The sequence below is a fragment of the Pseudomonas brassicacearum genome (assembly GCF_003732225.1).
In the GTDB taxonomy this organism is placed as follows: Bacteria; Pseudomonadota; Gammaproteobacteria; order Pseudomonadales; family Pseudomonadaceae; genus Aquipseudomonas; species Aquipseudomonas brassicacearum_E.
In genome coordinates this window covers 407,614-430,766 of record NZ_MOBJ01000003.1, presented here as the reverse complement: position 1 = coordinate 430,766, position 23,153 = coordinate 407,614, and the positions used below count along the sequence as shown (strand labels likewise).

The following is a 23,153-nucleotide window of genomic DNA, read 5'->3' as shown; positions in this document are numbered from 1 at the left end:
GTGTCCTCCGGGTGGCTTCGGGCGGGTAGTGGAGTGCCCTTAGAATGTGGGTGATGCCGGCGCGAATACTCTGCCATGGCAACCTGCCTCACAAGGGAGCAAATTGCATGCCAGTGCCCCGACTTGGGTTTTCTGCCCCAATATCACGCTTATAAAGGTGCAAAGTACTTTAAAGCGGAAAATCTCGCCCTTTAATGTAGCGCTCAATTTCATAAATGACCTGTTTTGGTGCACCGAAAACCTTCTGCACATTAACTGGTTAAACCTTGAGCAATTTCCGCTATAATCCGCGCCCCCCTTTTTCGGCTGGCCCCTCGCGCGCTGTTTTCATGAAACTAATCGTAAAAGTCTTCCCCGAGATCACCATCAAGAGCCGCCCGGTACGGATGCGTTTCATCCGTCAATTGGCCAAAAACATCCGTACCGTGCTCCGCGATCTGGACCCGGCCGTGGTGGTGAACGGCGTGTGGGACAACCTCGAGCTGGAAACGCACGTCAGTGACCCCAAAGCCTTGAAGGACATGACCGAGCGCCTGAGCTGCATGCCGGGCATCGCGCATTTCCTGCAAGTCGACGAGTACCCGTTGGGCGACTTCGACGACATCGTCGCCAAGTGCAGGCAGCACTTCGGTGAGTCGCTGGCCGGGAAGATTTTTTCGGTGCGCTGCAAACGTGCCGGCAAACACGAATTCAGCTCGATGGACGTCGAGAAATACGTCGGCAGCCAGCTGCGTCGTCAGTGCGGCGCCGCCGGGATTTCGCTTAGAGAGCCAGAAATCGAAGTTCGCATCGAAATTCGCGACAAACGGTTGTTTGTAATCCACAGCCAGCACAACAGCATCGGCGGTTACCCGCTGGGCGCACTGGAACAGACCCTGGTGCTGATGTCCGGCGGTTTCGATTCCACCGTCGCGGCTTACCAGATCATGCGCCGCGGGCTGATGAGCCATTTCTGCTTCTTCAACCTCGGCGGGCGTGCCCACGAATTGGGCGTGATGGAAGTCGCGCACTTCATCTGGAAGAAGTACGGCAGCTCCCAGCGCGTGTTATTTGTCAGTGTGCCGTTTGAGGAAGTGCTGGGAGAAATTCTCGGCAAAGTCGATAACAGTCATATGGGCGTAGTATTGAAGCGTATGATGTTGCGCGCTGCGTCCCGAATCGCTGATCGACTGGACATCGAGGCGCTGGTCACCGGCGAAGCGATTTCCCAGGTTTCCAGCCAGACGCTGCCGAACCTGTCCGTGATCGACTGCGTGACCGACAAGCTGGTATTGCGCCCGCTGATCGCCAGTCACAAGCAGGACATCATCGACCTGGCCAACGAAATCGGCACCGCCGACTTCGCCAAGCACATGCCAGAGTACTGCGGGGTCATTTCGGTGAACCCCAAGACCCACGCCAAGCGTCCGCGCGTGGAGCATGAAGAGAAAGAATTCGATATGGCAGTACTTGAGCGTGCGCTCGAGAACGCCAAACTGGTGCCGATCGATCGCGTAATCGATGAATTGGGCCAGGACTTGCAGATTGAAGAAGTCAGCGAAGCGCTGGCCGGTCAGATCGTCATCGACATCCGTCACCCGGATGCCGTTGAAGACGACCCGCTGACACTGGCTGGCGTCGAGGTACAAGCGATGCCGTTTTATGCTCTGAACGCTCGTTTCAAGGAACTGGACCCTACTCGCCAGTACCTGCTGTATTGCGACAAAGGCGTGATGAGTCGCCTGCATGCTCACCATTTGCTCAGTGAGGGGCATGCCAATGTGCGCGTTTATCGACCGAGCTAAGAGCCCGGGGCTGTTTGCCTGTGGCCTGCGTCACCGGCCCCCCGACGCCGCCGTCAAGCTGTAACGGCAAGGCCTGACTCTACTGTAAATCGCTGCCAAGACTTGTCAGCACACCGAATCCTCTGATCGAGATACACAAGTGATCGAAAATCTACGCAACATCGCCATCATTGCTCACGTTGACCATGGTAAGACCACCCTGGTAGACAAGCTCTTGCGTCAATCCGGCACCCTGGAGCGCAACGAGCTCAACGACGAGCGCGTGATGGACTCCAACGACCAGGAGAAAGAGCGCGGTATTACCATTCTGGCGAAAAACACCGCCATCAACTGGAACGGCTACCACATCAACATCGTGGACACCCCGGGCCACGCCGACTTCGGCGGCGAAGTTGAACGCGTAATGTCGATGGTTGACTCCGTTCTGCTGCTGGTTGACGCTCAAGACGGCCCTATGCCGCAAACCCGTTTCGTGACCAAGAAGGCTTTCGAAGCCGGCCTGCGTCCAATCGTGGTAATCAACAAGGTTGACCGTCCAGGCGCGCGTCCGGACTGGGTTCTGGACCAGATCTTCGACCTGTTCGACAACCTCGGTGCTACCGAAGAACAGCTGGACTTCAAAGTCGTCTACGCCTCGGCCCTGAACGGTATTGCCGGTCTGGACCACACCGAAATGGCTGACGACATGACCCCGCTGTACCAGTCGATCGTCGACAACGTACCAGCGCCGAAAGTCGACCGTGACGGTCCGTTCCAGATGCAAATCTCCGCTCTGGACTACAACAGCTTCCTGGGTGTTATCGGTGTTGGCCGTATCGCTCGTGGTCGCATCAAGCCGAACACTCCGGTTGTGGCTATCGACGCCGACGGCAAGAAGCGTAACGGTCGTATCCTGAAGCTGATGGGTCACCACGGCCTGCACCGCATCGACGTTGAAGAAGCAGCTGCCGGCGACATCGTCTGCATCAGCGGCTTCGACCAGCTGTTCATCTCCGACACTCTGTGCGACCCACTGAACGTCGAAGCGATGAAGCCGCTGACCGTTGACGAACCAACCGTTTCCATGACCTTCCAGGTAAACGACTCGCCTTTCTGCGGTAAAGAAGGCAAGTTCGTGACCAGCCGTAACATCAAGGAACGTCTGGACAAAGAGCTGCTGTACAACGTTGCACTGCGCGTTGAAGAAGGCGACTCGGCTGACAAGTTCAAGGTTTCCGGCCGTGGTGAGCTGCACCTCTCGGTACTGATCGAAACCATGCGTCGCGAAGGCTTCGAAATGGGTGTTGGTCGTCCGGAAGTGATCATCCGCATGGTTGACGGCGTCAAGCACGAACCGTACGAAAACGTGACCATCGACCTGCCGGAAGAATCGCAAGGTTCGATCATGGAACAGATCGGTATCCGTAAAGGCGACCTGACCAACATGGTTCCGGATGGCAAGGGCCGTGTGCGCCTTGAGTACAACATCCCGGCTCGTGGCTTGATCGGCTTCCGTAACGAGTTCCTGACCCTGACCTCCGGTGCAGGCATCCTGACCTCGATCTTCGACCGTTACGACGTGATGAAGTCCGGCGACATGTCCGGCCGTCAGAACGGCGTGCTGGTTTCGGTTGCTACCGGTAAGGCTCTGACTTACTCGCTGGAAACCCTGCAAGCTCGCGGCAAACTGTTCCTGGGTCACGGTGAAGACGTGTACGAAGGTCAAATCGTCGGCATCAACAGCCGCGACAACGACCTGGGCGTCAACCCAACCAAAGGCAAGAAGCTCGACAACATGCGTGCTTCGGGTAAAGACGAAACCATCGCACTGGTTCCGCCTATCCGTTTCACCCTGGAGCAGGCTCTGGAGTTCGTACAAGAAGACGAACTGTGTGAAGTCACTCCTAAGTCCATCCGTCTTCGCAAGAAGATCCTGGGCGAAAGCGAGCGTACCCGCGCTGCCAAGAAGTCCGGTAACTAAGTCATTTAGTTAGCTGACAAAAAAACGCCCCCGACCGCAAGGTCGGGGGCGTTTTTGTTTGTCTGGGGTTTGTGCGGTGTTTGTTCTGGCCCCTTCGCGAGCAAGCTCGCTCCCACAGTTGATCTCCATTGGCCGAAGATTTTGAATTCAGTACAAAACCCTGTGGGAGCGAGCTTGCTCGCGATAGGGCCCTGTCAGGCAGCGAGATTCTTGATTAAAACTTGTCGAGGGTCCGCGGATTGCTCTCGCGCACAACTTCTTTTGGTTTGTACGCGCAATACCCAGGCCGTGGGCCAATTTTCGGGTGATTGCGGCAAGTATCCGGGCGCTTTTCATAAATAGTGCACAAACGGCTCTTACGATCCAGATACAGGCAATCGTTGTTGCTCATGCGCTGGAGCGTGAAAATCTCGGACTTCTGATTGTAGCGCTCGACGATCCCTTCCTTTTGCAGGCGCTTGGCGATGTTCTTTGGTGGTTCGCCAAGTTCGAATTCGTCGACGATGCCGATGCGGATCAGATCCTTGATCTTGACCTCGACCGGCAGCGTGCAGCAGCTGGACACGCACGAGCCGCACATCGGGGCAGAGTACTTGGCCCAGGTATCGAGACGGTCGATCTCCGCGGCGGCGATCAGGTTCGGCTTCATCATGTGGAATTACCAGCGTGCATCAGGGCGCGCGATCATACCGGGACTGGTGATTTTTTGAACGACCATTTGCCGGTTTTTTATGGCTACGCTGAATTTTCCGAACGATCGGCATGGCATCTGCATCTTTTCAACGTGTACCGGCAAGGACAGAGGCTTGATTCAGGCTATTGCAAAAATCGCCGAACCAGTGCATTTGTCTCGTGTCAGACCGACTAGGCTCAGTCAATTCCATGCTCGCCCGAGGTCCTATCGATGACTCAAGAACCGCTTGTTCGCGAAGCTGAGGTGGCCGCGTTTCGCGACGCCGTATTGGCCAAACTTACCTATGCAGTGGGCAAGGACCCGGATCACGCCTTTGACCATGACTGGTTTGAAGCCATTGCCCTGGCGGCACGTGATCACATGGTCGAACACTGGATGGACCACACCCGGCAGATCTACCGCAAAGGCCAGAAGCGCGTTTACTACCTCTCGCTGGAATTCCTCATCGGTCGCCTGCTTTACGACAGCCTGAGCAACCTCGGCCTGCTCGATGTGGCCCGCGAAGCGCTGACCGAGTTGGGTGTAGACCTCGAACGCATCCGCTTGCTGGAACCAGACGCTGCGCTTGGCAACGGTGGCCTCGGTCGCCTGGCGGCGTGCTTCATGGAAAGCATGTCGACGCTCGGCATCGCCGGCCATGGCTACGGAATTCGTTATGAACACGGTTTGTTTCGCCAGGCGGTTGTCGATGGCTGGCAGCAGGAGCAGACCGAAAACTGGCTGGATTTCGGCAACCCCTGGGAGTTCGAGCGGCCGGAAGTGATCTACCCGATTGGCTTCGGCGGTAGCGTCGAGACCGTGGTCGATGCCAGCGGCAAGTCCAAACAGGTCTGGTCGCCTTCGGAAACCGTGCGGGGGGTGGCCTATGACACGCCGGTGGTCGGCTGGCGCGGCGCTAGCGTCAACACCTTGCGCCTGTGGCGTGCGCGGGCGATGGAAGATTTGCACCTGGAGCGTTTCAACGCCGGTGACCATTTGGGCGCAGTGGCCGAAGTGGCCCGCGCTGAAAGTATCTCCCGCGTGCTCTACCCGGCCGACAGCACCGAGGCCGGTCAGGAACTGCGGCTGCGCCAGGAATATTTCTTCGTCGCGGCATCCTTGCAGGATTTGTTGCGCCGTCACCGCAATATGCACACCTCGGTGCTGACCCTGGGCGATCACGCGGCGATCCAGCTCAACGACACTCACCCCTCGATCGCCGTGGCCGAGCTGATGCGTCAATTGGTCGATGTGTACGACGTGGCGTGGGACGCTGCGTGGCAGATCACCGTCGATACGCTTTCCTACACCAACCACACGCTGTTGCCGGAAGCGCTGGAAACCTGGCCGGTGGGGCTGATGGAGCGGATGTTGCCACGGCACATGCAGATCATTTATTTGATCAACGCTCAGCACATCGATTCGTTGCGGGCCAAGGGTATCCACGACTTCGATGTGCTGCGCGCGGTGTCGCTGATCGAGGAAGACAACGGTCGTCGGGTGCGCATGGGGAATCTGGCGTTTCTGGGTTCTCACAGTGTTAACGGCGTGTCCGGCCTGCACACTCAGCTGATGCGCAGCACGGTGTTTTCCGAGCTGCACAAACTGTATCCGGAGCGGATCAACAACAAGACCAACGGCATTACGTTCCGCCGCTGGCTCTACCAGGCCAACCCGGAACTGACTTCGATGATGGTCGATGCGCTGGGCCCGGATCTGTTGGATAACCCGGAGCAACGACTGATCGGCCTGGAGCCGTTTGCCGAGAAAGCGGCATTCCGCAACAAGTTCGCCGAGCAGCGCCTGCACAGTAAAAAGGCCCTGGCTTATCTGATTCATGAACGCTTGGGGATCGCGGTCAACCCGGCAGCGATGTTCGACGTGCAGGTCAAACGGATTCACGAATACAAACGCCAGTTGCTCAACCTGATGCACACCGTGGCGCTGTATCAGGCGATCCGTGCCGAGCCGGAAATCGATTGGGTACCGCGCGTGAAGATCTTCGCCGGCAAGGCGGCGGCCAGTTATCACCAGGCCAAGCTGATCATCAAGCTGACCAACGACATTGCCCGAGTGGTCAACAACGACCCGACGGTGCGCGGTTTGCTGAAAGTGGTGTTCTTGCCCAACTACAACGTCAGCCTGGCAGAGAGCATCATTCCGGCGGCCGACCTGTCGGAGCAGATATCCACCGCCGGCTTTGAGGCGTCGGGCACCAGCAACATGAAGTTCGGCCTCAACGGCGCGCTGACCATCGGCACCCTGGACGGTGCCAACGTGGAAATGAGTGAGCGCATTGGCGTCGAGCACATGTTCATCTTCGGTCTGACCGCGCAGCAGGTTGAGGCGCGTAAGCAGAATCACGAGTTCTATGCCGCGCCGGACATCGCCGCCTCCCGTCGACTGGGGGACGTGCTGCAAGCGATCCGCGGCGGTGTGTTCTCGCCGGATGAGCCGTCGCGTTACACCGGGTTGATCGACTCGTTGATCGAATATGACCGCTTCCTGGTCTGCGCCGACTTCGATTCCTACTGGAATGCCCAGGTGCGGGTTGAAGAGCACTGGCACGACTCGAAGGCGTGGTGGCGCTCGGCGGTGCTCAACAGCGCGCGCATGGGCTGGTTCTCGTCCGACCGGACCATTCGCGAGTACGCCACGGATATCTGGAAAGCGCTGGAGTAACTTTTAGCAATAATTGCGAGCAAGGCCCAACGGTTGTTGGGCCGGATCGATATACTAAGCAGCAGTTTTACCGGGCCACAGTGTCAAAGGGCTCAGTCAAAGTGAACGCACCGGCAATCCAATGTGGGAGCGAGCTTGCTCGCGATGGGGACATTCCATTCACCATTGATGTTGAATGTAAGTCCGCTATCGCGAGCAAGCTCGCTCCCACAGGGTTTGTGCTGTTTCACACTAGACTGAGCCAGACGCTGTTGTGCCCGGATTCGCCCGGCAATGGGCCGCTTAGGGATATTGACCATGCAATGGATTTTCATGCTGATAGGGCTGGTGCTGGGCTGGGTGCTCGATGAGTCTCTCAGCGATGCGCTGATTGGCGCATTGATCGGCCTGGGTGCGGGGCAGGCGATTGTGCTGCGGCGCCTGAATTCACAAGCGGACGAGCAGCGTCTTCAGCTGGAACGCTCGCAGGTTGCCCTCGATGCAGTCGAACAGCGGCTGGCGTTGCTGGAAACCCATGGCATCAATGCCGCCCCGGCCGCCGAACCGCCCACGGCCAGTGAGCCAACGCCCTCTCCTGAATTCGTCTTTGACCAAGCCCCTGAAACGGGTCCGGTACCATTGCCGGCCGCGCAAGAGTTGGTCTGGGAGTTGCCGCCCGAATTCGAGCCGGTGCAGGCAAGCATTGCACCCGAGCCCGCCGATCTCTGGACCCCGCAACCCAGCGAACCGCAACAACCTGCAGAACCCCGGGGCCCGAATCTGTTCGAGCGCGGCATTGCCGCCGCGCGCAATTGGCTGTTTGGCGGCAACACCGTGCTGCGGGTCGGTGTGGTGCTGCTGTTCTTCGGTCTGGCGTTCCTGCTGCGTTACGCCACCGAAGGCATGGTGGTGCCGATTGAATTGCGTTACGCCGGGGTCGCTGCGGCCGCGTTGGCATTGCTCGGGCTCGGTTGGTGGTTGCGGCTGCGTAACACCAACTATGCGTTGATCCTGCAGGGCACCGGCATCGCCGTGTTGTACCTGACGGTGTTCGCCGCCATGCGCCTGCACCCGTTGCTCGACCCGACGGCGGCGTTGGGCTTGCTGGTAGCGGTGACGGTGTTCTCGGCGATTCTGGCGATCACCCAGGACTCGCTGGCCCTGGCGTGCGCTGCGGCGCTGGGCGGGTTTGCCGCGCCGATCCTGACCTCCACCGGTGCCGGCAACCATGTCGCGCTGTTCAGCTATTTCGCCCTGCTCAACGCCGGCATCCTTGCCATCGCCTGGTTCAAGGCCTGGCGGCCGCTGAACCTGATCGGCTTTGCCGGCACCTTCGGCATCGGTTTCGCCTGGGGACTGCGCTCTTACACGCCGGAACTGCTGTGGAGCACCGAGCCGTTTCTGATTGTGTTTTTCCTGATGTACCTGGCGATTGGTTTGTTGTTCGCCCGGCGCAAATTGCTCGAAATGAGTGACGCGCCGGAGAATGACAGCCGTGAGGCGTTGCTGCGCTGGTCGGCGCGCAAGGGTGACTACGTCGACGGCACGATGCTGTTCGGTCCACCGCTGGTGGGCTTCGGCTTGCAGTTCGCGCTGATCCATCATTTTGAGTTCGCCGCCGCGTTCAGCGCACTGGCGTTGGGCATCGTTTACATGGGGCTGGCGCGTTTTCTCAGCGGCGGTCGAGCCCTGCTGCTGGCGGAAACCTGCCTGGCGCTGGGGGTGATTTTCGCCAGCCTGGCGATTCCGTTGGGTCTGGATGCGCGCTGGACCGCGGCCGCCTGGGCGGTGGAGGGCGCGGGGATCTACTGGCTCGGCCTGCGTCAGCATCGGCCGTTGGCGCGGGGCTTTGCCTTGCTGCTGCAACTGGGTTCGGCGCTGGCGTTCCTCAGCAAACTGAGCCTGGGCGACAGCAGCCTGCTGGCTGGCTCGCCGCTCGGTGCGCTGATGCTCGGCGTGGCGTTGCTGTTCAGTTTCTATCACTTGCGCAATGCGTCCCCTGAGCAAACCTCGGTCTGGGAACGCAAGGGCCTGCCCGTGTTGGCCTGCGCCGGGCTGACCTTTCTCTATCTGCTGGCGCCGTTGTTCTTCTTCACCCACGGCACTGCAATCAGCTGGGCCTTGGCCGGTTTGGTGACATTGTTCGTGGGCTTGCGCCTGCAATCGCGGACCTTCCTGTTTACTGCGTTCGCGGTGCAACTGCTCGGTGGGGTGTTGTTCCTGCTGCGGCTGCAAGGCGCCAGCGGTGAGGCGACGGCGGTGTTCAGCGCTGGCTGGAGTGGTTTGCTCACTGCGTCCTTGATAGGTCTGGCATTGATCGGCGGGATGCTGTTCGCCGCCCGCGACGACATGGTGCGCAGTGACGTGCGGTTGCTGCGTGGGTTGTCGGTGGTATTGCTGGCCGGGTTGGTGCTGATCAATCTCGCGGTGCTGTTTGTGTTGCCGTGGCAAACGGCGAGCGCGGTGTGGGCCGCCAGCGGTCTGTTGATCATCTGGCTGAGCCTGTACTTGCAGCAGCGGGTGAGTTTTGTCTTCGGCTTGTTGTTGCAGGTGATTGGCGGCGCGGCATTCCTGATCGCCGGTCCCGAACTGCTCGGGCCGCTTGGCAGCGAAGGATTGCGACCATTGGGCCACAGCGGTTTCTGGACGCCAATGGTGCTCGGTCTGGCGGCGATGGTCGGCGCCTGGCGCTTGCAGCTCGGCAATCATGCGAGCGCGTTCGATGCCTTGAGCTTGCGGCGTTTGTCCGAGTTGTTGCTGGTGTGGGGCGCGGCCTGGTGGGCACTGGCGTTGATCAGCGAAGTGCTGCGGTTTGCGCCGCTGAACCTGCAAGCCACGTTGCTGCTGGGTATTGCGGCGCTGAGTGTCGCGTTGTGGACGTTGTTGTCCCGGCGATTGCACTGGCCGGCCCTGGGCGTGCTCTGCACCTTGTTGATTCCGGCAGCGGCGCTGGTGTTGGTCGCGGCCTGGCATTCGCGTTATCACCCGGCGGCGAATCTCGGCTGGCTGGCGTGGGCGGCGGTGTTTGTGGTGCATTTCATCTCGCTGCGACGCTTGGCGCCGATGCTCCCCGCGCGAGCGTTGAGCGCTGCTCACGTGCTGGGTTGCTGGCTGTTGATTGGCGTGTTGGCGCTGGAGTTGCGTTACGGCTTGCTGGTGTTGTCCGAGCAGTACAACGCCTGGCGCTGGCTTGGTTGGGCGATTCTGCCGAGTCTGTACCTGGTGCTGATGGCCGCACCGCGTGCCTGGCCGTGGCCGATCTCGGCGTATGCCCGCGAGTACCGCGTGTACGCCGCGCTGCCGCTGGCGCTGTTGATGCTCGGCTGGTTCTGGCTGGCGAACATCGCCAGCGACGGCACCGCCGAACCGTTGCCTTACTTGCCGTTGCTCAACCCGTTGGAAATCGGCCTGCTGTTTGCCTTGTTCGGCGTTTATGTCTGGTCGCGCAGTGCGGTCAGCCAACTGGCGATTCGCGCCGATTACGCCGAGCACGCCACGCAAGTAGTGGCCGGGGTTTCGCTGTTCGCCTTCTTCACCGCGCTGGTGATGCGCAGTGCTCACCATTGGGGCGGCGTGCCGTATGAGCTGGATGCCTTGCTGGAGTCGATGCTGGTGCAGGCCGGTCTGTCGATCGTCTGGACCTTGATCGCCCTGAGCCTGATGATCGGCGGCCATTTGCGTCATCGTCGGGAAGTCTGGCTGGTCGGTGCGGCGTTGATCGCGCTGGTGGTCGCCAAACTGGTCTTTGTCGAATTGAGTAACCGTGGCGGGCTGGCGCGGATCGTGTCGTTTATCGGCGTGGGCGTGTTGCTGCTGGTGGTCGGTTATTTCGCACCGCTACCGCCCAAACGTGGCGAAACAACGCCTGAGCCTGAAAAGCCGGCCAATGAATCTGAAGGAGTGTCATCTTGAATCTGAAGTTGTCGCTGGGCGCTGTTGGACTGTGTGCGGCGCTGTCGGCCCATGCTCAGGAAACACCGGCGGACTTCACCACTCAGGTGCCGCTGAGCCTGAGTGGCGAGGGGCCGTGGTATCGCCTCGAATTGCCGCTGGCGGTGCAGTTGAATGCGCGCCAGACCGATCTCAGCGACGTGCGGGTGTTCAACGCTGCCGGCGAGGTGCAGGCCTATTCGCTGGCGCGGGAGCAGGCGCAGAGCCGCGAAAATCTTCTGGTGAGTGACGTCAAGTGGTTCCCGCTTTACGACTCGAGCTCTGCCCGCGACGCGGTGCCGAGTGTGCGCGTGCAGTTGAACGCCAATGGCACGCTGGTGGAAGTCCAGCCGTCGAGTCAGCCCGAAGCTGGCGAAGAAGTGCTGCGCGGCTGGTTGCTGGACGCCAGCGCGATCAAGGCGCCGTTGCAGCAGTTGATCCTCGACTGGAACAGCGAGCACGATGGCTTCCAGCGTTTCAGTATCGAGGCCAGCGACGACTTGCAGCATTGGCAGCCGTGGGGCGAAGGCCAGGTGGCGCGACTGTCGTTTGCCGATCAGCGGGTCGAGCAGCACGAGGTGAGCTTGCCGGGGCAGAGCGCGCGTTATTTGCGTTTACTGTGGAAAACCCCGCAGAAGGCGCCGGCGCTGACCTCGGCGCAATTGCAAAGCGCCAGTTCCAGCTACCTGCCGCAACCGTTGGTCTGGTCCGAGCCGTTGGCCGGCAGCAGCACCAAGGCCGGCGAATACACCTGGCAGTTGCCGATGGGCTTGAGCGTCGAGCGGTTGAAGGTTGACTTGAACCAGACCAATAGCCTGGCGCCGGTGACCCTGTCGGGTCGGCGCGAAAGCAGTCTGCCGTGGCAGACCTTGAGCAGCGGTTTGCTGTACCGGCTGACGCAGAATGGTCAGGACGTACTGCAGGACGAATTACAGGTACCGGCTCAAGTGGTGCAACAGTTGAAACTGACCGTCGACGAGCGCGGCGGTGGTTTGGGCGCACAAGCCCCGACAGTGCGCTATGCCGTGCGCTCGACACGGCTGGTGTTCCTCGCGCGCGGAGCGGGGCCGTACACATTGGCGCTGGGCAGCGCGACGGTTAAAGCGGCGAGCTTGCCGCTGTCGACGCTGATTCCCGATTACAGTCCCAAGCGGCTGGCGGCCTTGGGGCAGGCCAAGGTTGATGGCGGGGCGGTGGTGACTTCGCCCGTTACGGCGGTGACACCGATTGCGACCGGCACGAACTGGAAGAAGATCGGTTTGTGGGCGGTGCTCTTGCTCGGTGTGGCGGGATTGGCGGGTATGGCGTTCAGTCTGCTGCGCAAGCCACCTGCTGAAAATTGAGCGTGGGTGCTTTGCACCCAATCGCGAGCAGGCTCGCTCCCACAGGTACAGAGGCACTCTTGTGGGAGCGAGCCTGCTCGCGATGGCGTCCTTGAAACCACCAAAAATATCAAAACTGGCACCGATCTCGCGGTCACATCCCGCCCGGTTTCGAACTACGCTCAACCCCGCGCATGAACTCTATTGAGTGAATCTCGTCTGATAAGAGGAATTGCGCAACGACTCGCGTTAAACTGCGCGGGTTTTTAGCCCCCATTCCTCCGGAGCCTTCCATGTCCCGCGTTACCCTGAGTCGCTATTTGATTGAGCAGACCCGTAGCAACAACACGCCTGCCGATCTGCGCTTTCTGATCGAAGTCGTGGCGCGTGCCTGCAAGGAAATCAGCCACGCTGTCTCCAAAGGCGCCCTGGGTGGTGTTCTGGGCAGCATGGGCACTGAAAACGTGCAAGGCGAAGTCCAGAAGAAACTCGACGTGCTCTCCAACGAGATCCTGCTCGAAGCCAACGAATGGGGCGGTCACCTGGCCGGCATGGCGTCCGAAGAAATGGACAATGCCTACCAGATCCCGGGCAAATACCCGAAAGGCGCCTACCTGCTGGTATTCGACCCGCTGGACGGTTCGTCGAACATCGATATCAACGCGCCGGTCGGTACTATCTTCTCGGTGCTGCGTTGCCCGAACGAATACCTGAGCCAGAACGAACCCTTGAATGAAAAGGCGTTCATGCAGCCAGGCACCGAACAGGTAGCCGCCGGTTATGCCATCTACGGCCCGCAAACCATGCTGGTGCTGACTCTGGGTGATGGCGTGAAAGGCTTTACCCTGGACCGTGAAATGGGCAGCTTCGTGCTGACCCATGAAGACATCAAGATTCCGGAGTCCACTCAGGAATTCGCGATCAACATGTCCAACCAGCGTCACTGGGAAGCGCCGGTACAACGCTACGTCGGCGAATTGCTGGCTGGCGAAGAAGGCCCGCTGAAGAAGAACTACAACATGCGCTGGGTCGCCGCGATGGTGGCCGACGTGCACCGCATCCTGACCCGCGGTGGCCTGTTCATGTACCCACGTGACAGCCGCGAGCCCTCCAAGCCGGGCAAATTGCGTCTGATGTACGAAGCCAACCCGATGTCGTTCCTGGTTGAACAGGCTGGCGGCGCGTCCACCGACGGTCACCAGCGTATTCTCGACATCAAGCCGGAAGGCCTGCACCAGCGTGTTGCGGTGTTCCTCGGCTCGAAAGAAGAAGTTGAACGCGTCACGGCTTACCACAAGGAGTAAACCATGAGCGCGCCCTGGCAGCCGTTGCTCGAATGGTGGTTCGGTTCAGCCGAAGCACCTGATGACGTAGCGGCTGACAAGGGCAAGTTGTGGTTCGGCAAGCGTGACAGCCAGGACCTCGAAGCGCGCACGCGTTTCGGGGATCTGGTGGAACAGGCACTGGCCGGCGGATTGACCGAGTGGACGCAACGTCCCGAAGGTTGGCTGGCCCTGGTGCTGTTGCTCGACCAGTTACCGCGAATGATCTTTCGCGAAACCCCCAAATCCTTCGCAGGCGACTTGAGAGCTCAGGCTCTGGTGGCGCAAGGCATTGCCGCGGATTTCGATCGGCAACTGCTGCCCATCCAGCGGGTATTCATCTACCTGGTGTTCGAGCATTGCGAAAATCTGGCGGTGCAGAGCGAAGCCGTCTCACGTTTTACCGATCTGTTGGCACAGCAGCCCGAGGCGGATCGGGCGGTGTTTGCCGATAACCTCGATTACGCCGAACGGCATCAGAAGATCATTGCAAGGTTTGGACGCTTTCCCCATCGCAACGAGATTCTTGGACGTGAGAACACGCCAGAAGAGTTGGCGTTTTTGAGTGGGCCTGGGGCGCGGTTTTAACTACTGTGTCGAGCTCACGAATTCATTTGAAGAAGTCGTTTCATCAACAGGGTTGGCAGGTTTTTTCGCGTGTCGGCAATGATGTGGATGTAAACAGTCTTGTCCCGTACTTCATAAATGACCCGGTTCTTCCCTGACAGGATCTGTCGATACTGGCTGATGTTGAGCCTTTCGATTTCTTCTGGGATTGAGCCTGCATAAGGCTGTGTCGCCAAATGGCGAATGGCGGCCCTCAGAGCGGTATAGGTGACTTGCCATGTTTGGGAAGAGAAGTGTTTGGTGAGGTAGCTACGGAGTTCTTTGAGGTCTGTTTCTGCGGACTGAAGAATGACGACATCGAAGCTCATTGATGATCAGCCCTGTCCAGCTCCGCGAAAACGTCCTCCGCATTTCGAAATTTACCTTCTTCGATTTCACGGTTGCCCATTGCCAGTAGCTTCAGCAGGGCCATTGTGTCTTCTTGCTCTTCGAAGCTTTTCACATCCATGACAACCAGTTTTGCTTCACCATTTTGGGTGATAACCAAGGGTTCACGGCTCTCGGTGATGGTCTTGACGATTTCGGCGGTGTGGCTTTTCAGGTAGCTGATGGGTTTTATTTGAGAGGAAAGCTTCATGAAATCGATCTCCTTCTGGTAGATAGGACTGAGTTTAGTCTTAATTCAGTCCTTCGTCAGTTTCACCTGACAGGCGCACGTAATGTGCGCCACTTGGATTAAATTCTGAAACTACCGACCAACTGCTTCAACCGCGCCGCCTGCTGCTCAAGATCGGCGCACGCGCGCAAGGTCGATTGCAGGTTCTCCACGCCTTCCTGGTTCAGTGTGTTGATCTCGGTGATGTCGACGTTGATCGACTCGACCACGGCCGTCTGTTCTTCGGTAGCGGTGGCTACCGACTGGTTCATGCCGTCGATTTCGCCGATGCGCTGGGTCACGCTACCCAAGCGCTCACCGGCCTGGTTGGCAATGCCGACGCTGGTTTCGCTCTGGCGCTGACTGTCGGTCATGATGGCGACGGCTTCACGGGCGCCGACTTGCAGCTCTTCAATCATCTTCTGCACTTGCTGCGCCGAATCCTGGGTGCGGTGGGCGAGGTTGCGCACTTCGTCGGCAACCACCGCGAAACCACGTCCGGCCTCGCCAGCACGCGCCGCTTCGATGGCGGCGTTGAGGGCCAGCAGGTTGGTTTGCTGCGAGATGCTGGTGATCACCTCCAGAATCTGCCCGATGTTCACCGTGTTGCTGTTCAGCGTTTCGATGTTGCCGCACGAGTCACTGATTTTTGCCGACAGCTGCTGCATCGCTGCGATGGTTTTATCCACCACTTGCTGGCCGTCTTCGGCCAGGCTGCGGGCGTCGCTGGAGTGTTGCGAGGCGAGGGCCGCGTTCTGGGCGATTTCCTGGGCGGCGGCGCCGAGCTGGTTGATCGCTGCCGCCACGCTGCTGGTGCGCGAGGCTTGCTGATCGGAATTGAACATCGACGAGTTGGAGGCGCTGACGACACGCAGGGCGACTTCGTTGACTTGGCCAGTGGCCGACGAGACTTCGCGGATCGAGGTGTGAATACGCTCGACGAAACGGTTGAACGAGGTACCCAGCGCCCCGAACTCGTCCTGGCCATGAATGGTCAGGCGTCTGGTCAGGTCGCCTTCACCTTCGGCGATGTCATGCATGGCGCGGCCCATGGTCAGCAACGGCTGCATCAAGACGCGGATCAGCATGCCGAGCAGCGTGATGATGATCACCACGGCAATTACCATGGCGATGATCGCCGAGGTGCGGAACTCGCTGAGCATCGAAAACGCGGTGTCCTGGTCAAGTACCAGTGCCACGTACCAGTCAGCCGACGGTACGCCGTTGACGTGGGTGAACGAGATGAACTGGGCCTTGCCGTCCACCTCGACTTCCTTCATGCCGGGGCTGACCTTTGGTGCGCCAGCGGGATAGGCCTCGGTGAGGTTTTTAAGCACCAGTTTGCTGTCCGGGTGAATCAGGATCTTGCCGTCGCTGCTGACGATGAACGCGTGGCCGTGGCCGCCGAAGTTCAGCGAGTTGATGATCGCACTGACGCTGCTCAGGTCGATGTCTGCGCCAGCCACGCCAATCATCTGGTTCTGATGCTGCACGGGCGTGGCAACAGTGATCACCAGCTTGCCCGAGGACGCAGCGATGTAGGGTTCGGTGACGATGGTCTGCTGTGCGCTGTTGGCGGCTTTGTACCAGCCACGGGCGCGTGGGTCATAGTCCGCCGCGCGATTGCCGGCCGGTACCGAGAACATTACGCCGTCGGCACCGCCGAAGTAGCTCAACTGAAAGTTGCTGGTGTAGGCCGGCAGGCCGACGGCGCGTTTCAGGCTGTCCAGCGCCGGGCCGTCGACGGCCACTTGCTGGGCCAGCGATTGCAGCAACTGAATGCGGCTTTCCAGCCAGGTCTGGATGTTGCTGGTGGTCAGGCTGCCGAGTTCCTGCATCGAGGACTCGGTGCTGCTGCGCAGGGTTTGGCGCTGACGGTAGTCGTTGAACAGAATAAAACAGGCGAACGCTACGGCAACCACAAGGGCAGCGGCGAGCAGGATCTTGTGGCTGAACTTCATGTTTCTGGTCATTAAAGGCGCTACCGCGGGAGGACTGATCAACAGGAGCGTCAAATTGCCGCAGGAGAGGGCTTGGCGCTGCTTCTATGTCGACAGGGCAGCGCCAAAGATTAGGCGGGTTTTACAAAAACCGACGAAATGTCGGGCAATGGGAAAAAATGCCCGATTTTGGGGCGAAATGCCGATTTTGCCATTCAAGAAATACCCGCTGCCGGTGGGAACCAGACGGGGGTTTTCTCTTCTAAGCTTCTGGTTGGCAGCCATGCCTTCCCCTCTTTCCAGGAGTTACACCATGTCGCTGCGATCTATCGCCTTGCTGTCGTTTTGCGTGCTGTTGGCCGCGTGCAGCAAGATCAACCAGGAAAACTATTCGAAACTGTCGACGGGCATGCCCAAGGCCGAGGTCGAAACCTTGCTGGGAAAACCTGCTGATTGTTCAGGCGCGTTGGGCATGTCCAGCTGCACCTGGGGCGACAAGAACAGCTTTATCAGCGTGCAGTATGCCGGTGACAAAGTGCTGATGTTTTCCGGGCAAGGCCTGAAGTAAACCGGGGCCAAACGCCCACGGGAGAAAAATAATGATGCGGTTAGTAATAGTTCTTTTGGCCGGTCTGTTGTTGGCCGGCTGCGCCACTTCTGGCGATGATTCGCTGGCGCCGAAAACGGCCCATAGCGTCAACCTCAAGCGTTACCAGGGTAAATGGTACGAGTTGGCGCGCATGCCCATGTACTTCCAGCGTAACTGCGCGCAATCCGAAGCCCATTACACCCTCAAGGCCGATGGTGACATGGACGTGTTGAACCGTTGCCTGACTCCCGAGTGGAAATGGGAAGAGGCCAAGGGCACGGCAACGCCGCAGATTCCCGGCAAGAACGACAAGCTGTGGGTGAACTTCGATAACTGGTTTACCCGGTTGTTGCCAGGCATGAGCAAGGGTAATTACTGGGTGCTGTATGTCAGCGATGACTACCAGACCGCGATTGTCGGTAGCCCCAATCGGCGCAACCTGTGGCTGCTGTCACGCAAGCCGGAAGTCAACGCGGATACCCGCGAGGAACTGCTGAGCAGGGCGCGTCAGCAGGGTTACGACACCACACGCCTGATCTGGCGGGTGTCGGACACCAAAATGGCCCAGACCTCGAAGTAAGCACGAGCGAATACCGAATGTGGGAGCGAGCTTGCTCGCGATAGCGGTCTGTCAGTCAACATCATTGTTGAACCTGATGGCCCTATCGCGAGCAATCGAGCGTCGACCGGCTGCTCCCACAGGTTTTTCGGTGTTAGCCGAGTAAGTCGCGCAGGACCTGGGTGAACGCACGGTTACTGTCTTCTTCGCCCGCGTGATGCCCATCGCGCACTACCCACTTGCCGTTCACCAGCACGTCGCGCACCTGGCGGTCACCACCGGCAAACAGCCAACGGTTCAGAATCCCGTCGCCACTGGCGGTTGCCAGGTAAGGGTCGTTGCCGTCGAGCACCAGCCAGTCGGCGCGTTTGCCGACTTCCAGTGCGCCAATTGGCTGGCCCAGCGCTTGTGCGCCACCGTCGAGCGCGGCGTCGTACAGGGTGCGCCCGACCATCGGTTGATCGGCGCCATACAAGCGGTTACGTCGCTGATCGCGCAGGCGCTGGCCGTATTCCAGCCAACGCAATTCTTCCACCACGCTCAGCGACACATGGCTGTCGGAGCCAATGCCCATGCGTCCGCCTTGAGCGAGGAAGTCCACGGCCGGGAAAATTCCGTCACCCAGGTTGGCCTCGGTGGTCAGGCACAGGCCGGCGATGGCGCGACTCTTGGCCATCAAACTGACTTCTTCCGGGTTGGCGTGGGTTGCGTGGACCAGGCACCAGCGCTGATCGACGTCGGTATTTTCGTACAGCCATTGCAACGGACGGCGACCGCTCCAGCTCAGGCAGTCGTCGACTTCCTTTTGCTGTTCGGCGATGTGGATGTGCACCGGGCATTGCTTGTCGCTGGCCGCCAGCACTTCGCTGATTTGCTGCGGCGTGACCGCACGCAACGAGTGGAAGCACAGGCCCAGTTGTTGCGCCGGTTGCTGCGCCAGCAGTGGCTGCAAGCGTGCTTGTAGTTTCAGGTAGTTTTCAGTGCTGTTGATAAAACGCCGCTGACCTTCATTCGGCGCCAGACCACCGAAGCCTGCGTGGCTGTAGAGCACGGGCAGCAAAGTCAGGCCGATGCCGGAGGCGCTGGCCGCCTGGCTGATCTGCAACGACAGCTCGGCCGGGTCCGCATACGGATGGCCGTTGTTGTCGTGGTGCACGTAATGGAATTCGGCGACCGAGGTGTAACCGGCCTTGAGCATTTCGATGTACAGCTGGCGGGCGATGATCCCGAGTTGTTCCGGACTGATTTTTCCGACGAGGCGATACATCAGATCGCGCCAGGTCCAGAAACTATCGTTCGGATTACCCGCTACTTCGGCCAAGCCAGCCATCGCCCGCTGGAAAGCGTGGGAGTGCAGATTCGGCATGCCCGGCAGCAACGGACCGCTCAACCGTTCGGCGCCTTCAGCGCTGGCATCGGCCTGGATGTGGGTCAGCAGGCCATCGGCGCTGACCTCAAGACGTACATTGTTGGCCCATCCACTAGGCAGTAGCGCGCGTTCGGCAAAGAAGGCGGACATGGTTCAGTACCCCATCGTGTGTTATTTGTATATACATATACAGACGTTTGCCTGCTCGGTAAACTCCGGCAAGCTAGTGACTTTCATCAACGAACAAGGATTTCCTGTGCCGACTCCGCCTGCAGTATCTCCGCTGAGTGCCAATCTGGGCGACAGTCCGGCGCCCTTGTACGCTCGCGTCAAACAGATGATCACCCAGCAAATCGACAGTGGTAACTGGCCGCCGCACTACCGCGTGCCGTCGGAAAGCGAACTGGTCAGCCAGTTGGGTTTCAGCCGCATGACCATCAACCGCGCTCTGCGCGAGATGACGACTGACGGTCTGTTGGTGCGCATGCAGGGCGTCGGCACCTTTGTCGCCGAACCCAAAAGCCAGTCCGCATTGTTTGAAGTGCATAACATTGCCGACGAAATCGCCTCCCGTGGCCACCGCCACACCTGCAAGGTGATCACCCTCGAAGAAGAGGCCGCCGGTTCCGAACGTGCTTTGGCGCTGGACATGCGTGAAGGCCAGAAGGTCTTTCATTCGCTGATCGTGCATTTCGAGAACGATATTCCCGTGCAAATCGAGGACCGTTTCGTCAATGCGCTGGTCGCGCCGGAATACCTCAAGCAGGATTTCACCCTGCAAACGCCTTACGCCTATCTGAATCAGGTCGCGCCATTGACCGAAGGCGAGCACGTGGTCGAAGCGATTCTTGCCGAGCCTTCCGAATGCAAATTGCTGCAGATCGAAAAAGGCGAGCCGTGCCTGCTGATTCGCCGTCGGACCTGGTCCGGGCGCCAGCCGGTGACGGCCGCTCGTCTGATTCATCCAGGTTCCCGCCATCGTCTGGAAGGGCGGTTTCACAAATAAACAGCCATCAACAAGAGGCGAAAATGGGTCAGTTGAACGTTTTGCGCGCGGCGAATTATCCGCGCATGCCGTGGAAAAACGGCGGCGGCAGCACCGAAGAAATCACCCGCGATGCAGGGACAGGCCTGGATGGCTTTGGCTGGCGCCTGTCGATTGCCGATATCGGTGAGTCGGGCGGCTTCTCCACCTTTGCCGGCTACGAGCGGGTCATCACCGTGCTGCAGGGCGAAGGCATGACCTTGACGGTCGACGGACAGAACACGCGGCCACTGTTACCGCTGGACCCGTTTGCGTTCAGCGGCGAAAGCCAGGTTTCTTGCACGCTGCTTGGCGGTGCGATTCGCGACTTCAACCTGATTTATGCGCCGAATCGTTACCAGGCGCGGTTGCAGTGGCTGAAGGGCGAGCAACGGTTTTTCAGTTCGACCGGAACGTTGCTGGTTTTCAGCGCGGCTGACGCACTTGAGGTTCGGATCGATGGGAGCCCGGCCCATGCTCTGGGTCGTCATGATTGCCTGCAACTGAGCGGTAACACCGGGCTGCTGGACGTTTCTGTCAGCGGCCAGTGCTGCGTGATTGAACTGACAGCGCTCTGATCCCGTCTCCTTAAAAAGATCGCAGCCTGCGGCAGCTCCTACATTGATCGTGTTCACCGTAATAATTGCGGATGGACGCCAATTCTGTAGGAGCTGCCGCAGGCTGCGATCTTTTGCTTTCCGTCCCCCCGAAATTCGTTTCCCTGTGCGCACCAATTTGTTACCGAACGCCCCAGCGTGGCGCAAAACCGCGCTCAGGTAACAACTGTCACTCCTCGAAAAAATCCTTCCCCCAAAAATATCGACACCCGGAAACCCCTTGTCCCAAGGGCTTTTCAGCCAGATTCAGCACTTTGTTGAACCGCCATCCAGAAAGTTGGCCGCTTGATTGCATATGCTTGTATGTACAAGTAAAGACGTATGCGTATGAGTCACGAAGACTCGACCATCGTCCACTGATTCGCCGGTGTGCACATTTCGCCCATTGGCTTGCTCGCCCACTGTCTGGGCTGGTTTGGATTGATTGCTGAGGAGTTTTTTTCGTGACTGACAATACCCAGAAACCAACGAAATATCGTGACGTAGAAATCCGTGCTGCCCGCGGCAACAAGCTGACCGCCAAGAGCTGGCTGACCGAAGCGCCGCTGCGCATGTTGATGAACAACCTTGACCCGGAAGTGGCCGAGAACCCTAAAGAACTGGTGGTTTACGGCGGTATCGGTCGCGCGGCACGTAACTGGGAATGCTACGACAAGATCGTCGAGAGCCTGACCAACCTGAATGACGACGAAACCCTGCTGGTGCAATCCGGCAAGCCGGTCGGCGTATTCAAGACTCACAGCAACGCCCCGCGCGTGCTGATCGCCAACTCCAACCTGGTGCCACACTGGGCGAGCTGGGAACACTTCAACGAACTCGACGCCAAAGGCCTGGCCATGTACGGCCAGATGACTGCCGGCAGCTGGATCTACATCGGCAGCCAGGGCATCGTTCAGGGCACCTACGAAACTTTCGTTGAGGCCGGTCGCCAACACTACAACGACAACCTCACCGGTCGTTGGGTCCTGACCGCAGGTTTAGGCGGCATGGGCGGCGCTCAACCACTGGCCGCTACACTGGCTGGCGCGTGCTCGCTGAACATCGAATGCCAACAAGTGAGCATCGATTTCCGTCTGAAAAGCCGTTACGTCGACGAGCAGGCCAAAGACCTCGACGACGCGCTGGCGCGCATCGCCAAATACACCAAGGAAGGCAAAGCGATTTCCATCGCTCTGCTGGGTAACGCGGCAGAAATCCTGCCGGAATTGGTCCGTCGCGGTGTGCGTCCGGACATGGTCACCGACCAGACCAGCGCCCACGATCCGCTCAACGGTTACCTGCCAGCCGGTTGGACCTGGGAAGAGTACCGCGCTCGCGCCAAGACCGAGCCGGCTGCTGTGATCAAAGCCGCCAAGCAATCCATGGCCGTCCACGTCAAAGCGATGCTCGATTTCCAGAAGCAAGGTATCCCGACCTTCGACTACGGCAACAACATCCGTCAGATGGCGCAAGAAGAAGGCGTCGAGAACGCATTCGACTTCCCAGGCTTCGTACCAGCCTACATCCGTCCGCTGTTCTGCCGCGGTATCGGTCCATTCCGTTGGGCTGCACTGTCGGGCAACGCTGAAGATATCTACAAAACCGACGCCAAGGTCAAAGAACTGATCCCGGACGACGCCCACCTGCACAACTGGCTGGACATGGCGCGCGAGCGCATCAGCTTCCAGGGTCTGCCGGCACGTATCTGCTGGGTGGGTCTGGGTCTGCGCGCCAAGCTCGGTCTGGCGTTCAACGAAATGGTCCGCAGCGGCGAGCTGTCGGCACCGATCGTGATCGGCCGCGACCACCTGGACTCCGGTTCGGTGTCGAGCCCTAACCGCGAAACCGAATCCATGCAGGATGGCTCCGACGCCGTGTCCGACTGGCCACTGCTCAATGCCTTGCTCAACACCGCCAGCGGCGCGACCTGGGTTTCCCTGCACCACGGTGGCGGCGTCGGCATGGGCTTCTCCCAGCACTCGGGCATGGTGATTGTCTGCGACGGTACTGACGAAGCGGCCGAGCGTATCGCTCGCGTGCTGCACAACGACCCGGCTACCGGCGTTATGCGTCACGCCGATGCCGGTTATCAGATCGCTATCGACTGTGCCAAGGAGCAGGGCCTGAACCTGCCGATGATCACCGGTAAATAACGCAGTACTTGTGGGAGCGAGCTTGCTCCGGGCGGCGTTCCGACGATGA

18 protein-coding genes and 1 pseudogene are annotated in these 23,153 nt (G+C 59.4%); 12 read left to right on the top strand and 7 right to left on the bottom strand.

The window, feature by feature from the left end; all coding sequences use genetic code 11:
- The first annotated feature begins 329 nt into the window (after positions 1-329).
- Together thiI and typA are read left to right on the top strand one after the other, a co-directional pair.
- Positions 330-1,784, top strand: a complete 1,455-nt coding sequence (gene thiI, locus BK659_RS04915) for a tRNA uracil 4-sulfurtransferase ThiI (protein ID WP_123423995.1) — start codon at positions 330-332, stop codon at positions 1,782-1,784.
- 139 nt (positions 1,785-1,923) lie between these two features.
- Entirely contained in the window at positions 1,924-3,744 is a 1,821-nt protein-coding gene (gene typA / locus BK659_RS04910; RefSeq protein WP_123423994.1) for a translational GTPase TypA, read from the top strand.
- 214 nt (positions 3,745-3,958) lie between these two features.
- On the opposite strand, the gene BK659_RS04905 is transcribed toward typA, so the two are convergent.
- The gene (locus BK659_RS04905) at positions 3,959-4,396 is read right to left on the bottom strand and encodes a YkgJ family cysteine cluster protein (protein ID WP_123423993.1); all 438 of its coding nucleotides are present in this window, start codon (positions 4,394-4,396) and stop codon (positions 3,959-3,961) included.
- A 252-nt stretch (positions 4,397-4,648) separates the two neighbouring features.
- Here BK659_RS04905 and BK659_RS04900 point away from each other — a divergent pair, with 252 nt between their 5' ends.
- The 5 genes from BK659_RS04900 (at position 4,649) to BK659_RS04875 (ending at position 14,240) form a co-directional block, all read left to right on the top strand.
- A complete protein-coding gene (locus BK659_RS04900; RefSeq protein WP_123423992.1) occupies positions 4,649-7,099 on the top strand; it encodes a glycogen/starch/alpha-glucan phosphorylase in 2,451 nt (816 codons plus the stop codon).
- Positions 7,100-7,396: 297 nt separating this feature from the next.
- On the top strand, positions 7,397-10,990 hold the full coding sequence (locus BK659_RS04895) for a DUF2339 domain-containing protein (protein ID WP_123423991.1): 3,594 nt from the start codon (positions 7,397-7,399) through the stop codon (positions 10,988-10,990).
- Positions 10,987-12,351 carry a DUF3999 domain-containing protein gene (locus tag BK659_RS04890; protein ID WP_123423990.1) on the top strand — a complete coding sequence of 455 codons (1,365 nt, stop codon included), beginning with the start codon at positions 10,987-10,989 and terminating at the stop codon, positions 12,349-12,351. Before BK659_RS04895 ends, BK659_RS04890 begins: the two co-directional genes overlap by 4 nt.
- Positions 12,352-12,623: 272 nt before the next feature.
- Positions 12,624-13,634, top strand: a complete 1,011-nt coding sequence (locus tag BK659_RS04880) for a class 1 fructose-bisphosphatase (protein ID WP_123423989.1) — start codon at positions 12,624-12,626, stop codon at positions 13,632-13,634.
- A gap of 3 nt (positions 13,635-13,637) precedes the next feature.
- Positions 13,638-14,240 carry a DUF924 family protein gene (locus BK659_RS04875; protein ID WP_123423988.1) on the top strand — a complete coding sequence of 201 codons (603 nt, stop codon included), beginning with the start codon at positions 13,638-13,640 and terminating at the stop codon, positions 14,238-14,240.
- Between the two features lie 14 nt (positions 14,241-14,254).
- On the opposite strand, the gene BK659_RS04870 is transcribed toward BK659_RS04875, so the two are convergent.
- From BK659_RS04870 to BK659_RS27710, 5 genes and pseudogenes are all read right to left on the bottom strand, one after another.
- Positions 14,255-14,587, bottom strand: coding sequence for a type II toxin-antitoxin system RelE/ParE family toxin (locus tag BK659_RS04870; protein ID WP_123423987.1), 333 nt, complete (start codon positions 14,585-14,587; stop codon positions 14,255-14,257).
- The gene (locus tag BK659_RS04865) at positions 14,584-14,856 is read right to left on the bottom strand and encodes a type II toxin-antitoxin system Phd/YefM family antitoxin (protein WP_123423986.1); all 273 of its coding nucleotides are present in this window, start codon (positions 14,854-14,856) and stop codon (positions 14,584-14,586) included. Before BK659_RS04865 ends, BK659_RS04870 begins: the two co-directional genes overlap by 4 nt.
- A gap of 98 nt (positions 14,857-14,954) precedes the next feature.
- A complete protein-coding gene (locus BK659_RS28255) occupies positions 14,955-15,719 on the bottom strand; it encodes a methyl-accepting chemotaxis protein (protein ID WP_404942513.1) in 765 nt (254 codons plus the stop codon).
- Between the two features lie 93 nt (positions 15,720-15,812).
- A pseudogene (locus BK659_RS28250) lies at positions 15,813-16,835 on the bottom strand (HAMP domain-containing protein); the annotation flags it as partial.
- An 84-nt stretch (positions 16,836-16,919) separates the two neighbouring features.
- On the bottom strand, positions 16,920-17,099 hold the full coding sequence (locus BK659_RS27710) for a hypothetical protein (RefSeq protein ID WP_185015281.1): 180 nt from the start codon (positions 17,097-17,099) through the stop codon (positions 16,920-16,922).
- Positions 17,100-17,127: 28 nt separating this feature from the next.
- Here BK659_RS27710 and BK659_RS04855 point away from each other — a divergent pair, with 28 nt between their 5' ends.
- Both BK659_RS04855 and BK659_RS04850 read left to right on the top strand, forming a co-directional pair.
- Positions 17,128-17,382, top strand: coding sequence for a hypothetical protein (locus BK659_RS04855; RefSeq protein WP_007933963.1), 255 nt, complete (start codon positions 17,128-17,130; stop codon positions 17,380-17,382).
- Positions 17,383-17,413: 31 nt separating this feature from the next.
- Entirely contained in the window at positions 17,414-17,983 is a 570-nt protein-coding gene (locus BK659_RS04850; protein ID WP_123423984.1) for a lipocalin family protein, read from the top strand.
- 133 nt (positions 17,984-18,116) lie between these two features.
- Here BK659_RS04850 and BK659_RS04840 read toward each other — a convergent pair whose 3' ends face one another.
- A complete protein-coding gene (locus tag BK659_RS04840) occupies positions 18,117-19,481 on the bottom strand; it encodes a formimidoylglutamate deiminase (RefSeq protein WP_123423983.1) in 1,365 nt (454 codons plus the stop codon).
- A gap of 187 nt (positions 19,482-19,668) precedes the next feature.
- Between BK659_RS04840 and hutC the strand changes: the two genes are divergently transcribed.
- From hutC to hutU, 3 genes are all read left to right on the top strand, one after another.
- The gene (gene hutC, locus BK659_RS04835; protein WP_236721995.1) at positions 19,669-20,337 is read left to right on the top strand and encodes a histidine utilization repressor; all 669 of its coding nucleotides are present in this window, start codon (positions 19,669-19,671) and stop codon (positions 20,335-20,337) included.
- Positions 20,338-20,360: 23 nt separating this feature from the next.
- Positions 20,361-20,933 (top strand): HutD/Ves family protein, encoded by a 573-nt coding sequence (locus tag BK659_RS04830; RefSeq protein WP_123423982.1) that lies wholly within the window; start codon positions 20,361-20,363, stop codon positions 20,931-20,933.
- A gap of 482 nt (positions 20,934-21,415) precedes the next feature.
- Positions 21,416-23,104: a urocanate hydratase gene (hutU, locus tag BK659_RS04825; RefSeq protein WP_123423981.1), complete on the top strand. Its 1,689-nt coding sequence runs from the start codon at positions 21,416-21,418 to the stop codon at positions 23,102-23,104.
- The last annotated feature ends 49 nt before the right edge of the window (positions 23,105-23,153 follow it).

Bases quoted from the DNA above. Each gene is read 5' to 3' on its own strand.
- thiI (WP_123423995.1), top strand. From the start codon at position 330: ATGAAACTAATCGTAAAAGTCTTCCCCGAGATCACCATCAAGAGCCGC.
- BK659_RS04905 (WP_123423993.1), bottom strand. From the start codon at position 4,396: ATGATGAAGCCGAACCTGATCGCCGCCGCGGAGATCGACCGTCTCGAT.
- BK659_RS04900 (WP_123423992.1), top strand. From the start codon at position 4,649: ATGACTCAAGAACCGCTTGTTCGCGAAGCTGAGGTGGCCGCGTTTCGC.
- BK659_RS04895 (WP_123423991.1), top strand. From the start codon at position 7,397: ATGCAATGGATTTTCATGCTGATAGGGCTGGTGCTGGGCTGGGTGCTC.
- BK659_RS04880 (WP_123423989.1), top strand. From the start codon at position 12,624: ATGTCCCGCGTTACCCTGAGTCGCTATTTGATTGAGCAGACCCGTAGC.
- BK659_RS04875 (WP_123423988.1), top strand. From the start codon at position 13,638: ATGAGCGCGCCCTGGCAGCCGTTGCTCGAATGGTGGTTCGGTTCAGCC.
- BK659_RS04870 (WP_123423987.1), bottom strand. From the start codon at position 14,587: ATGAGCTTCGATGTCGTCATTCTTCAGTCCGCAGAAACAGACCTCAAA.
- BK659_RS04865 (WP_123423986.1), bottom strand. From the start codon at position 14,856: ATGAAGCTTTCCTCTCAAATAAAACCCATCAGCTACCTGAAAAGCCAC.
- BK659_RS28255 (WP_404942513.1), bottom strand. From the start codon at position 15,719: ATGTTCAATTCCGATCAGCAAGCCTCGCGCACCAGCAGCGTGGCGGCA.
- BK659_RS27710 (WP_185015281.1), bottom strand. From the start codon at position 17,099: ATGGCTGCCAACCAGAAGCTTAGAAGAGAAAACCCCCGTCTGGTTCCC.
- BK659_RS04855 (WP_007933963.1), top strand. From the start codon at position 17,128: ATGTCGCTGCGATCTATCGCCTTGCTGTCGTTTTGCGTGCTGTTGGCC.
- BK659_RS04850 (WP_123423984.1), top strand. From the start codon at position 17,414: ATGATGCGGTTAGTAATAGTTCTTTTGGCCGGTCTGTTGTTGGCCGGC.
- BK659_RS04840 (WP_123423983.1), bottom strand. From the start codon at position 19,481: ATGTCCGCCTTCTTTGCCGAACGCGCGCTACTGCCTAGTGGATGGGCC.
- hutC (WP_236721995.1), top strand. From the start codon at position 19,669: ATGATCACCCAGCAAATCGACAGTGGTAACTGGCCGCCGCACTACCGC.
- BK659_RS04830 (WP_123423982.1), top strand. From the start codon at position 20,361: ATGGGTCAGTTGAACGTTTTGCGCGCGGCGAATTATCCGCGCATGCCG.